The organism is Microvirga sp. GN3 (assembly GCF_055792825.1).
This window is the reverse complement of sequence record NZ_JBVVAK010000058.1, coordinates 39,184-50,638: the sequence shown is the minus strand read 5'-3', so window position 1 is coordinate 50,638 and position 11,455 is coordinate 39,184. Positions and strand designations below refer to the sequence as shown.

Sequence of the window (11,455 nt, the reverse complement as noted above, 5' to 3'; positions counted from 1 at the left end):
AGGTCAGCATCTTCAGCTCGAGCCCCGACCAGATCGGTCGCCTCGTCGATCCGCTCGTCAATCAGGTCTGCCGCGTCAACATTAACTGTCAGTGCCAGCGTGGGCCGGATGTGTTTCCGTTTACCGGACGAAAGGACTCAGCCGAAGGGACACTGTCCGTGACCGATGCTCTACGGTCCTTCTCAATCCGTTCGATGATTGCGACCAAGCAGACTGAGCCCAACAAGCAACTGCTCGATGCTATTGTGACGGAGCATAAGTCCAACTTCATCAACACGCGGTTTATTTTCTGAGTTCTGCCGCATTGAAGTGAAACTGAATGCAGCCAATCGTCCGTGCCTGTTCGGAGTGGATCCGACTTCTGGTGCAGCCCGGATGTAAAGACTTGCTCTGCTTGGAGGCAGGACCATGAAGATGCCTTGTTGCATGGATGAGCAGGTTGGTAACCAGGTCTAGATCGGGTAGAGGCGTGTTCGCCGTCTGAGCAAAGATCGCCCATGCCCTTCAAGGCCAATGCCGCTCGCCGTCACCGCATCCCGAAGCAGCGGCACCGGGTGACGAATTGGGCCGAGTACGATGGGGCTCTGCGCCAGCGCGGAAGCCTCACGGTGTGGTTCACCGAGGAAGCCGTCGCAGCTTGGCGGGCTGAGCCCCGCACGACACGCGGTGGTCAGCCGCATTACTCAGCGCTGGCGATCAGGACCGCGCTAACGTTACGAGCAGTGTTCCGCTTGGCCTTGCGCCAGACCGAAGGGCTGATCGGCTCCATTCTCCAGCTCCTGGGCCTTGATCTTGCCGTGCCGGATCACTCGACCCTGAGCCGCCGTGCTGAAACGCTGGAGGTGCCGAGATCAGCTCCGAGCACGGGACCAGTGCACCTGCTGGTCGACAGCACAGGCCTGCGACTGTGCGGACCCGGCGAGTGGCTGGCCGAGAAGCATGGAACCCGGAGACGGCGGTCCTGGCGCAAGCTGCACATCGGGGTGGATGCCGAGACCGGGCAGATCCTCGCCTCAGAGCTGACGACCAGCGATGTCGATGATGGCTCACAGGTCGGGCCCTTGCTTGAGCAAGTGAAAGGCTCTCTTGCCTCTCTGACAGGCGATGGAGCCTACGATCAGGCCGGCGTCTACGGCGCCGTCATCCAGCGCCATCCTGAGGCTGAGGTCATTGTTCCACCACGATCAACGGCGGTGCTGAGCGAGGATGTGGCAACCGCTCCGACCCAGCGCGATCGGCATCTCCAAAGCATCACGGAGCATGGACGCAGGGGTTGGCAGAAGCGGTCCGGGTACACGCGTCGTGCCCTGGTGGAGGCCGCCATCAGTCGGCTGAAACGAGTGGTTGGAGATGCACTGCGCTCACGGACGGAACACCGCCGCGCGACCGAGGTCGCCATCGCCGTTCATGCCCTGAATCGCATGCTCGAGCTTGGGCGCCCGAAGCTCGTCCGCATCGCTTGAATTCGGGCTACGGGTGCATTCAGTGCGTGCACAATCCGATCCGTGCAACACAGCCCTAAAAATTACCATAGACGATGAGACGGGCCGCCGAATGCGTGAAGGTGAGCATACACTCCGGGCGAGAAAGGTGAGTAAAGAGGCACTCACGCCCGCACCGGAGTCTAAGCATTAGTGCGACTGAGGTACCCATTGTCGAACACTGCTCACGGCAGATTGCATTCGGTAGGGTTCTGATTGCGGTCGCCGGAAATGGGCCTTCAACAAGGTTGCTGATCCCAGCTTAACGCCCGATAGAGTGCCAATAGACGCTGTAAAGCCCTATTCATCACGCAACGCGTTTCACCCGGACCTCCGCAGTAGGTACTTATGTTGTCCCGACAGGACAAGCTGTCCATTCTGATTGTGAATGGTGACTGAAGTCGTCACCCTTCCTTTATCGTCCATAGGCTCGAGTTTGATAATCTCGAGTGCGGGGTAGAGTGTGTCGCCAGCATGAACTTCGGCCAAGAATTTCACAGATACCTCAGCGAACGCAATAAAAATCGGGCCGAACGTGTGTGGGAGCAACGTTGCCCCAGGTGCTGAGAAAGCGAGGACTTGTAGACCGTGTACAACCGGTGCCGGATGTCCATGGCGCGCAGCATACAGGGCGTCGTAATGGATCGGGTGGTTGTCGCAGGAGACGGTCTGGAACGCCGCAGCATGGGCGGATGTCAGAGTCCGGCTCGGCGCACGAAAAACCTGTCCGACCTCTAACTGATCAAACGTCTTTGTTGGAACAATCTCCCACTCGGAAGGGTCGAAGATGAAGGACATGGATTACCTCATTCACAGAATTCATGGCTCCCGTAAACCACTTTCATGTCTGACACCGAATTCGTCCATACATACGAGAAAATAGTTGTGTCGGATCATTGTGCGCCTACGATCAAGCATCAAGCCAGATCTGGCCGATCAAGATGATACGCAGCATGGGCATCGATCACGGGTCCATCACAGTACGTGAGGAAAAGGCTGTCTAGGCCCGGCCGCGGAGTGGCATTCTATGAGCTATTCTCTCCTTGAACCGATCAGATTTGCACTCGCACTTTTTGCCACACAGCCTGATCACAGTTTTAAGGTTTGTCGGGCGTTGGGTGCCGATGTTAGGGCGTTTGATAACGCGGCGGCGGTCTTCCGCTTTCCGGCAGACGCATCAATATCGGCCACTAAGGTGAGTAACGGGCACATCATACCGGATGTGCAGAAGAAGGGTCCTGAATTGGCTTAGTCCCCGCCCAGCCATGTTCACGGTCTGAGCCCCAGCGCATTACCTATCAATTCAAGTCGGAGCAAATTGTGCTACATCACAAAGTAGTCGGAGCCTGGCGGGGCGTCGCAATCGAAGTCGCTGCTTGGGACGGTGTAGCTGCCGCCGTTGATCTGTCCTGCGCCTGTATGTTCACTCGTGAAGTGCGCGGTACTGCGCCGGCGGGTGGCTTAAAACATTTGGACAAACTGCTGGGAGGATGCTTGACTCGATTTCGTCGAGACGGCTACTTCGCCGGCCACGAAGGCGAGACGCTATTGATCAGCCGCCCACCTGCTGGAATTCAGTCCAAAGAGATTCTTGTGATCGGGCTAGGCGACCCAGGAGATTGGAGCCCTTCAACGATGAAACGGGCCGCGGCAACTGCTGCTCGATGCGCGATCCAACAGCGGGTCCGGAGCGTCGCTTTCGCGCCTAGCATGCTCGACAGCGGACTCACTCCCACCATGACGGCCGATGTTGCACTCAAGATGCTATCAGGTGTGATCGCTGCGATCGATGTACATGCCAAACTTGTCGAGCTAGACCTAGCGTTAGACACCCGTCCCGCTCGATGGGTGTTTGACGCAGGATCAGAGCGCTTTGAAAATGCGGCTGACCAATTTCAGTCAATCCTGATGTCATATCCACACGTCGCCGGTTCTTCCGTTCGCCAACCCTGATTCCTCCTAAGTCACTGGGCTTTACTCATGCAAGACATGCCGCCTCCTGCCGCCATCACTACCCAGGAATTGCGTATCGTTGATGCACAGGGCCATCCACGCCTGATCCTCTCCGCCGAAGGCGGCTTACCTTCGATCATTCTATTGCGCCAGAATGGGACACGAGGCGCCACGGTGACGCTGGATCAGGCCGACCGCCCATCGTTGTTGCTGGCAAATCCTGATCCGTCTGGTCCTACAGCAGTGCTTGAGATCGATGACAAGGGCACACATTTGAAATTGGATCGGCCAGGCGGCGCGTCCTCATACCTTTTCCTCAACAATATGGGTGGATCAGGTATCGTGTTGAGCGATGAAGATAGCAAGCGTCGCGCCAGCGCGGTTCTCGCACCCGACGGGAGCCTCGTGTTAGAAGGGATTGGCGATCCGGCAAACGAATCATCCAAGCCTTAACTGGGTTTGAGGTCCTCAGTCGTAGTGGATCTTCCTGACGCAAGCGCCTCACAACAGTTGTTGGTCGCGTGGGTATCAAGGGGCTTCATGTACCTGCGCTCACATGACTCCCATGATGATCTCGGCCGTCAGACCATGAGCTTTGGAAACTCGCGTGAGGATGGGTGAAGTGCCATCGGTGCCCCTTGAAAACGCACTGGTCGCAGAGGCGGCATAAAAGATTAAAAGGCGGTCATGGCAACGACCTGTTTGCTCTGCTTGATGGCATTCAGGATTATCACCAGCCGTCGTAATAGCGCGGCCCATAGTAGGGTCGATCATAGCCGTAATCATAGGTTCTGACGACCCGACGTGGGCGATAAACAGGGCGCGGCTCGTCATAATAGCGCACCACACGCCGCTCCCGATAAACCGGTCTGGCGTAGTATCTGTCGTCATAGCCATACCGGTACGCCGTGACTGGTGCGGCATAGCCATAAGGGCCTGGAGCCGCATAGGCTTGAGACGCAGCCCCTGCGATGATGGCTCCGGCGGCCAGACCTACGACGCCGGCCGCGACTGCAGCCCCGGCTCCGCGCCTGGAACGAGCCTCGGCATCGGATGCCGAGAAGCTGCCGAGGGCCAGGACGCCTGCTGCGGCAAGAATTGCGACCTTACGCATCTTTAGTCTCCAGAAGAGTTCCGGGTCTGAGAACGCAAAACACCGATTGGCACTGATTACATCACCGTCACGCTGAATATCGTCTGAACCAAAGTATCTTGTTCTGTTCAGTCACAGATCAGCGTAGTGCCAAGAGGAGGGAGTGGGAGCTCTGCGCCTGGTCCGCGCTTCGAGCAGTCTTGGACACAAGGTCCCACCTCCTGTGACTTGGTACCGAAGGTTGACGCTTTGCGGCGGAAGCGCAAAGCCTCGATTTAGCAACATAGACTTGAAATTTAATGGGGTTACGATCAGCGACGGTGTTAACCCCGCCGTACTTTGATCGCGCAAGCAAAGTCATCCGCGCATTGGCAGGCGGCTCGGGGTCGGCGATCGATACTGGTTCATCGCCCGATGACCGTCCGCTATGGCTGGCCGTGATGTTGTGTGGACCCGCGTATGATCAGTTCCGGTGCAGTGATCCGGGTTGTGATCGGCACACCAGCATTTGAGATCTGGTCGAGGAGCAGGCGAGCCGCTTCGGCGCCCATCTCCTGGTGCCGGATCCGCACGGAGGTCAGGGGAGGGTGGACCATGTCCATCAACGGCATGTCATTGTGACCCACCACGGAGACGTCCTCAGGACAAGTCAGCCCGCGGGCCCCTAACTCTTGGTACAGGCCAAGCGCCAAAAGATCATTGCCTGCCGCAACAGCCGTCACATCGGGGAAGCGATCCAGCAGCGTTGCCGCTGCCGCCTTGCCCGCCTCCCGGGTGTAGGTTGCCGCTGAGACGACAGCGCTGGCGTCGAGCCCTGCCGCCTGCATGGCCTGGCAAAACCCTTGCAGGCGCAGGAGACCGGTTGAGAGGTTTTGAGGCCCGGCCAGATGCCCGATGTGGCGGTGCCCGAGGCCGACCAGGTGCTCGACCGCCAAGCGCATGCCGTTCACATCATCCGAGATCACGGACGGTGCCCGGCTACGGGCCTCGGCACGATTGACCAGCACGGTGGGAACACCCGCCTCGAGGCAGCGGCTCAGGACCGGATCGTCGTCGTGCTGGACCGTCGCGAGCACGAGACCCTCGACCCGGCGCCCGATCAGCTGGTCGACGACCTCGAGCTGGCGGTTCACATCCGTGCCGACATTGGCAATCAGGGCCGAGTAGCCGTTGGCCGAGAGGGTTTCCTCGATCCCGCTCAGGATCGGGGCAAAGACAAGGTTAGCCATGTCGGGAACCGCAATGCCAATGAGGCGGGACCGCTTCGTGCGAAGCCCCGCCGCCAGAACGTCACGGCGGTAGCCGAGTCTCCGGGCCGCAGCCTGGACCCGCTCCACCACCTCCGGGGCGACAAGGTGGGCCGCAGCCGGATTCAGGGCACGAGAGGCCGTCGAGCGATGGACACCGGCGGCATCGGCCACAGACTGCAGGGTCGCGGGCAGGCGGGTCGTCTCGTTCACGGTGGCTCGAACCTCAACACTCGGCAACGTCATAGCTCCATTTCGTCGCATCGCAAACCAGGGAGCACAACCCACTTGACTGCCTGCAATCGATTGCACTACAAGTTTGCAATCGATTGTGCAATCGATTGCAAAAGGGAGGAGCGCTATGACCGCTCAACACGCCGCGCTAGCCTCACAAGCCTCGGGCCCATCCAGCATCATCACCGACGAGCGCTCGATCACCGATATCGTCATCGCCGCCATGGCGGGAGCCGATAACGAAAGGCTGCGCCAGATCGCCGAGGCCTTCGTCCGGCACATGCACGCCTTTGCCCGCGAGGTGCACCTCACGGAGGAGGAGTTCGACCTCGGCATCGAGTTCCTGAACCGCATCGGCCAGGCGAGCCACGACCTCCACAACGAGGCGATCCTGTTCTCGGATGCGATCGGCTTCTCGACCCTGGTCTGCCTGCTCAACAACGGCCAGAACGGCGCGACCGAGACAGCGTCCGCCCTGCTCGGGCCATTTTGGCGGATGAACTCGCCGCATACGGAGAACGGGGGCTCCATCGTCCGCTCCCCCACGCCCGGTCCGGCCCTCTTTGCCGATTGCCGCGTCACTGATCCCAAGGGGCAGCCGCTGGCGGGTGTTGAGATCGACGTCTGGCAGGCTTCGCCCGTCGGACTCTACGAGAACCAGGATGCCACCCAGTGCGAGATGAACCTGCGGGGTAAGTTCACGACCGACCAGGACGGCCGCATCTGGTTCCGGTCCGTGAAACCGGCAGGTTATCCGGTGCCGACCGACGGGCCCGTTGGCGACCTGCTCCGCGCCCAGAAGCGCCATCCCTATCGTCCGGCGCACCTGCACTTTCTCGGTTTCAAGCCCGGCTACAAGACCCTGATCACGCAGGTGTTCGTCGACGATGATGAACGCCTGGAAAGCGACGTCGTCTTCGGCGTCACCCGCCACCTGATCGGCAATTTCCAGCCAGGGGAGGGGGCTGCACCCGCGGCCGACGTGACCGGCCCCTGGTATCGGCTCGACTACACGTTCGTGATGGAGCCGGGCGAGGCCAAGCTGCCCAAGCCTCCGATCAAGTGAAGCCAACACCACGCCCAATCCAACGAGGTCCAGCCATGTCATCAGCAACTGCCATCACGGCGGAGTCCAGCTCTGCACCCGAGCCGCGCCGTCCAACCTATCCACGATCCCTGGAGGGCAAAGTTGCCCTGGTTGTCGGCGGAGCTGGCGCGATTGGCGCCGCCACCAGCCGCATGCTCGCCCAAGCGGGCGCCACTGTTGTCGTGACCCACATGACAACCGAGCGGGACACGCAATCGGCGACGGCGCTCGTCGCTGAGCTCGGGGACCGTCATACGGCCTACCCGGCGAATGTCGCCGACACATCCACCCTGCTTGCCTTGCAGGAGCAAATCGAGGCCCGCTACGGTCGGCTCGACATTCTGGTCAATGCGGCCGGGTTCACCAAGCCGGTGCCGCATGCCGATCTGGAGGCGCTCACCGACGAATTCATCGACCAGATGTTCCAGGTGAACTGGCGCGGCCAGTTCGCAGCCATCCGCACCTTCGCGCCCCTGCTCAAGGCCTCGGGTGACGGGCTGGTGGTGTCGATCTCCTCGATTGCCGCGTTCACGGCGGTCGGGTCGTCGATCGCCTACTGCGCCGCCAAAGCGGGCATCGACGTGATGACGAAGGCGCTCGCGCGGGTGCTGGCGCCGGAGGTCCGCGTGCTGGCGGTATCGCCGGGTGTGGTCGACACCAACTTCGTTCCGGGCCGCGGGGCGGATTTCAACGAGAAGGTGTCGAACTCGACTCCGCTCAAGCGCATCGCCGAAGCGGAGGACATCGCTGCCGCCATCACCGCCTGCGCCACGATGCTCGGCTACTCGACCGGACACACGATCCAGGTCGACGGCGGCCGGGCTCTCTGAGGCAGGAGGCCGTCATGCGCTCGCCCCGCGACAAGGTTTTCATCACCTGCGCCGTCACCGGCAATCTGACCACGCCCGATCAGACACCGCATCTGCCGATCACGCCGGAGGAGATCGCGGATGCGGCGCTGGAGGCCGCCGAGGCCGGCGCCGCCGTCGTCCACCTTCATGTTCGCGATCCCGAAACCGGCAAGCCCTCGATGGCGCTCGAATACTACCGAGACGTCGTCGAGCGCATTCGGGCGAGAAACACTCAGCTCGTCCTGAATCTCACGACTGGTCCCGGAGGACGCTTCGTGCCCTCCGAGGATGATCCGAAGGTCGCTGGGCCTGGCACTACGCTCCTGAACCCGGAGAAACGCGTCGAGCATATTGCGGCCCTCAGACCCGACATCTGCACGCTCGACCTCAACACAATGAACTCCGGCAAAGAGGTCGTGATCAACACGCCCGGGAACGTGCGGCGGATGGCTCAAGTGATCAACGGCGCCGGCGTCAAACCTGAGATCGAGCTGTTCGACTCGGGCGACATCGCCCTGATGCACGACCTGCTCAAGGACGGGACGCTCGCTGGCCCGGTGCTGTGCTCCTTCGTCATGGGCGTGCGCTACGGCTTCCAGCCGTCCCCGGAAACGGTGCTCTACGCCCGCAGCCTCCTGCCGGCCGATAGCCAGTTCACAGCGATCGGGATCGGACGGACGGCCTTCCAGAGCGTGGCGCTCTCATATCTCGCCGGCGGGCACGTGCGTGTCGGCCTCGAAGACTCCGTCTATCTGGATCGCGGCGTGCTGGCTCCGTCGAACGCCGCCATGGTCGAGAAGGCCCGCCGGATCGTCGAGGACCTCGGAGGGCAGATCGCCTCACCGCGGGACGCCCGGGACATCATCGGTCTGCCGACCCGTCTGGCCGACGCAAAGCACGTCGCCTGAACCAGCCAACACATCCAAAGGAGGTCCCTGTGACCGCTGCATCCCTCTCGTCAGCCCCAATCTCCCCGCCGACGCTCGAAGCAACGTGCCTGCGTCTCAATGCCAAGGCCCCTGACGCAGGCAATGTCGCCCCTTGCATCGAACGGGTTCGTCTCTCGTGGAGCCAGCCCGACGATGTCCTCGTCGAGATCAAGGCCGCGGCCGTCAACCCATCCGACGTCAAGGCCGCGATCGGCCTGATGCCCTATGCCGTCTTTCCGCGTACGCCCGGCCGTGACTTTGCCGGCGTGGTGGTGGAGGGCCCAGCTGACCTTGTTGGCAAGGAGGTGTTCGGCTCCTCCGGCGATCTTGGAATCCGCCGCGACGGAACGCATGCCACCCACCTCGTAGTGGAGGCCGACGCGGTCGTCGAGAAGCCTGCAACGATCAGCCTGCAGGAGGCAGCCGGGATTGGCGTGCCGTTCGTGACGGCTCTGGAAGGCTTCCGTCGCTCGGGTTTGCCCAAAGCTGGTGAAACGGTGCTGGTGCTGGGCTTGAACGGCAAAGTGGGGCAAGCGGCCACCCAGATCGCCACGTGGCGTGGCGCTCGCGTGATTGGCGTCGTGCGCAGGCCTGAAGACTACGAAGGCCACGCGAATGGGCCTGTCGAGGTCATTGACTCCTCATCGACCGATGTCGCGGCTCGTGTGAAGGAGCTGACCAACGGCAAGGGCGCTGACATCGTCTTCAACACCGTCGGCGATCCCTACTATCAGGCCGGCACGGCATCGCTCGCCAAGCTCGGGCGGCAGATCTTCATCGCGGCGGTGAACAGGATCGTCGAGTTCGACATCTTCGCCTTCTACCGCGGCCGGCACACCTACGTGGGCATCGATACCCTCGCCCTGTCCTCGGTTGAGACTGCGGACGTTCTGCGCGAACTCGCGCCAGGTTTCGCAAGCGGTCACCTGAAACCGTTCCCGGTCAAATCCAACGGAATCTACGCACTGGAGGATGCCGCCGAAGCCTACGTGAAGGTCACGGGGTCCTCCCGCGATCGGATCGTCCTGGTTCCGAGCCGGTGAGGTGGCCCGATGAACATCGTCCGCTTTGACGCCGCCCCCGAATACCAAGCGCCCGGCCACAACCTGATGCGGATGGTCCGCCTGCAGGGGCGGGAGGCCGGGCCTGCGGAAACTCTCTGGCTCGGGGTCTCCACCATCGAGCCCGGCGGCGGCACCACGCTCGACGCTTCGGGCCTGGAGAAGATGTACGTCGTCCTCGACGGCGAGGTCACGATTTCGAACGGCCACGAGCAGGCGGTGCTCCGCCCATGGGACTCGTGCCGCATCGCACCGAACGAGGGGCGGGCCCTCAAGAACAACACCAACCGGCCCGCCACCATCCTGCTCGCCATGCCGCTCCAGACGGCACCGGCGTGACGCCGAACGGTCACTAAGGGAGGTACCTATGAACCGTCGTGGTTTTCTGACAGCTGCTATCCTTGTTGCAAGTACCGCGTTCACGAGTATTTCGGCCTTCGCCCAGTCCACCGGTCCTGCACAGTCCTATCCAAGCCAGCTGGTCAGGATCGTGGTTCCATTCTCCGCCGGCAGCATGACCGACATTCTGGCCCGCGCCATTGCCGAGAAGCTCTCCGTGCGGTGGAAGCAGCAGGTGATCGTCGAGAACCGGCCCGGCATTGCGGGCACGGCGAGCGTTGCCAAGGCGCCACCGGACGGCACCACGATCATGCTGACGTCGAACGGGCACACCGTGATCGGTGCCATGAACCGCACCCTGAACTTCGATCCGCTGAACGACTTCGTCGGCGTGACGCAGGTCGCATCGATGCCGTCGATCCTGGTGGCTCCGTCCGGTGGGCCTGTACAATCGCTAAAGGATCTGGTCGAGGCGGCCCGATCCAAGCCGGGAGCCCTCAACTACAGCTCGGCCGGGCTGGGGAGCGCCACGAACATCGCGGCCGAGGTGTTCCGGCAGGCCACCAAAACAGACCTGGTGCATGTCCCCTACAAGGGCATGCCCGAATCCCAGACGGCCATCCTTCGCGGCGACTCCGCCATGGGTTTCACCTTCTTCAATGTGGGTGGCGACCTGATCCAGGCCGGCAAGATGCGGGCCCTCGCGGTGACGGGCACCAAACGCATGCCACAACTGCCTGATGTCCCGACCTTTGCGGAAGCGGGAGTGCCCGACTTCAACTACGACGCATGGTTCGGGGTTCTGATGCCGGCGGCGACGCCGAAGCCGATCGTCGCCAAGGTCGGCAAGGACATCGCCGAGATCGTCAGCGCGCCCGATATGAAGGCTCGCTTCGAGGCACAGGGCGTGTATCTGGTGTCGTCCTCGCCGCAGGAGTTTGACCGCGTCTTACGGAGTGACGCTGATCGTTTCGGCAAGCTCTATCAAAAGACCCCGGGGTAACTGAGCGACGAGGTCAGCGCGCGCCTCTGAATGAACGGGCGAGCGCAACGCCTTAAGACCCGCGGCCTGCCGGGGCAGCCGGCCGATACGAATGAGACGACAACACGAACACCGCGACGGCCGGGAAGCCGCCCGTCTCACCCCAGAGAAACGTCCGGACAACTGCTTCAGCATCGC

12 protein-coding genes and 1 pseudogene are annotated in these 11,455 nt (G+C 61.8%); 10 read left to right on the top strand and 3 right to left on the bottom strand.

Translation table 11 applies throughout. The features are described from left to right. Together ACS5Q1_RS24770 and ACS5Q1_RS24765 are read left to right on the top strand one after the other, a co-directional pair. Window positions 1-293: pseudogene (locus ACS5Q1_RS24770) on the top strand (NADP-dependent glyceraldehyde-3-phosphate dehydrogenase); the annotation flags it as partial. 204 nt (window positions 294-497) lie between these two features. Then, window positions 498-1,463 (top strand): IS5 family transposase, encoded by a 966-nt coding sequence (locus ACS5Q1_RS24765; protein ID WP_473100667.1) that lies wholly within the window; start codon window positions 498-500, stop codon window positions 1,461-1,463. Between the two features lie 339 nt (window positions 1,464-1,802). Here the strand turns inward: ACS5Q1_RS24765 and ACS5Q1_RS24760 are convergent, their stop codons facing one another. Beyond that, window positions 1,803-2,279, bottom strand: a complete 477-nt coding sequence (locus ACS5Q1_RS24760; RefSeq protein ID WP_473100666.1) for a MaoC family dehydratase — start codon at window positions 2,277-2,279, stop codon at window positions 1,803-1,805. A gap of 621 nt (window positions 2,280-2,900) precedes the next feature. On the opposite strand from ACS5Q1_RS24760, the gene ACS5Q1_RS24755 reads away from it, so the two are divergent. Together ACS5Q1_RS24755 and ACS5Q1_RS24750 are read left to right on the top strand one after the other, a co-directional pair. Continuing rightward, window positions 2,901-3,434, top strand: a complete 534-nt coding sequence (locus ACS5Q1_RS24755) for a M17 family peptidase N-terminal domain-containing protein (protein ID WP_473100665.1) — start codon at window positions 2,901-2,903, stop codon at window positions 3,432-3,434. A gap of 27 nt (window positions 3,435-3,461) precedes the next feature. After that, the gene (locus ACS5Q1_RS24750) at window positions 3,462-3,887 is read left to right on the top strand and encodes a hypothetical protein (RefSeq protein ID WP_473100664.1); all 426 of its coding nucleotides are present in this window, start codon (window positions 3,462-3,464) and stop codon (window positions 3,885-3,887) included. A 277-nt stretch (window positions 3,888-4,164) separates the two neighbouring features. On the opposite strand, the gene ACS5Q1_RS24745 is transcribed toward ACS5Q1_RS24750, so the two are convergent. Both ACS5Q1_RS24745 and ACS5Q1_RS24740 read right to left on the bottom strand, forming a co-directional pair. Then, window positions 4,165-4,548: a hypothetical protein gene (locus tag ACS5Q1_RS24745; RefSeq protein ID WP_473100662.1), complete on the bottom strand. Its 384-nt coding sequence runs from the start codon at window positions 4,546-4,548 to the stop codon at window positions 4,165-4,167. A 404-nt stretch (window positions 4,549-4,952) separates the two neighbouring features. Next, complete coding sequence (locus tag ACS5Q1_RS24740) at window positions 4,953-6,020, bottom strand: LacI family DNA-binding transcriptional regulator (RefSeq protein WP_473100661.1); 1,068 nt, start codon at window positions 6,018-6,020, stop codon at window positions 4,953-4,955. A gap of 115 nt (window positions 6,021-6,135) precedes the next feature. Between ACS5Q1_RS24740 and ACS5Q1_RS24735 the strand changes: the two genes are divergently transcribed. From ACS5Q1_RS24735 to ACS5Q1_RS24710, 6 genes are read left to right on the top strand one after another with little or no spacing between them, the layout of a single operon-like run. After that, entirely contained in the window at window positions 6,136-7,074 is a 939-nt protein-coding gene (locus ACS5Q1_RS24735) for a dioxygenase family protein (RefSeq protein WP_473100660.1), read from the top strand. 35 nt (window positions 7,075-7,109) lie between these two features. Beyond that, complete coding sequence (locus tag ACS5Q1_RS24730; protein ID WP_473100659.1) at window positions 7,110-7,925, top strand: SDR family NAD(P)-dependent oxidoreductase; 816 nt, start codon at window positions 7,110-7,112, stop codon at window positions 7,923-7,925. Window positions 7,926-7,939: 14 nt separating this feature from the next. Further along, window positions 7,940-8,854: a beta-keto acid cleavage family enzyme gene (locus ACS5Q1_RS24725; protein WP_473100658.1), complete on the top strand. Its 915-nt coding sequence runs from the start codon at window positions 7,940-7,942 to the stop codon at window positions 8,852-8,854. Window positions 8,855-8,883: 29 nt separating this feature from the next. Next, entirely contained in the window at window positions 8,884-9,918 is a 1,035-nt protein-coding gene (locus tag ACS5Q1_RS24720; RefSeq protein WP_473100657.1) for a quinone oxidoreductase family protein, read from the top strand. Window positions 9,919-9,927: 9 nt separating this feature from the next. Beyond that, window positions 9,928-10,275, top strand: a complete 348-nt coding sequence (locus tag ACS5Q1_RS24715; protein ID WP_473100656.1) for a cupin domain-containing protein — start codon at window positions 9,928-9,930, stop codon at window positions 10,273-10,275. A gap of 28 nt (window positions 10,276-10,303) precedes the next feature. After that, entirely contained in the window at window positions 10,304-11,278 is a 975-nt protein-coding gene (locus ACS5Q1_RS24710; RefSeq protein ID WP_473100655.1) for a tripartite tricarboxylate transporter substrate binding protein, read from the top strand. Window positions 11,279-11,455: the final 177 nt, after the last annotated feature.

Excerpts from the sequence above, each read along its gene's own strand:
- ACS5Q1_RS24760 (WP_473100666.1), bottom strand. The coding sequence starts at position 2,279 with ATGTCCTTCATCTTCGACCCTTCCGAGTGGGAGATTGTTCCAACAAAG.
- ACS5Q1_RS24750 (WP_473100664.1), top strand. The coding sequence starts at position 3,462 with ATGCAAGACATGCCGCCTCCTGCCGCCATCACTACCCAGGAATTGCGT.
- ACS5Q1_RS24755 (WP_473100665.1), top strand. The coding sequence starts at position 2,901 with ATGTTCACTCGTGAAGTGCGCGGTACTGCGCCGGCGGGTGGCTTAAAA.
- ACS5Q1_RS24735 (WP_473100660.1), top strand. The coding sequence starts at position 6,136 with ATGACCGCTCAACACGCCGCGCTAGCCTCACAAGCCTCGGGCCCATCC.
- ACS5Q1_RS24740 (WP_473100661.1), bottom strand. The coding sequence starts at position 6,020 with ATGACGTTGCCGAGTGTTGAGGTTCGAGCCACCGTGAACGAGACGACC.
- ACS5Q1_RS24730 (WP_473100659.1), top strand. The coding sequence starts at position 7,110 with ATGTCATCAGCAACTGCCATCACGGCGGAGTCCAGCTCTGCACCCGAG.
- ACS5Q1_RS24710 (WP_473100655.1), top strand. The coding sequence starts at position 10,304 with ATGAACCGTCGTGGTTTTCTGACAGCTGCTATCCTTGTTGCAAGTACC.
- ACS5Q1_RS24765 (WP_473100667.1), top strand. The coding sequence starts at position 498 with ATGCCCTTCAAGGCCAATGCCGCTCGCCGTCACCGCATCCCGAAGCAG.
- ACS5Q1_RS24715 (WP_473100656.1), top strand. The coding sequence starts at position 9,928 with ATGAACATCGTCCGCTTTGACGCCGCCCCCGAATACCAAGCGCCCGGC.
- ACS5Q1_RS24725 (WP_473100658.1), top strand. The coding sequence starts at position 7,940 with ATGCGCTCGCCCCGCGACAAGGTTTTCATCACCTGCGCCGTCACCGGC.
- ACS5Q1_RS24745 (WP_473100662.1), bottom strand. The coding sequence starts at position 4,548 with ATGCGTAAGGTCGCAATTCTTGCCGCAGCAGGCGTCCTGGCCCTCGGC.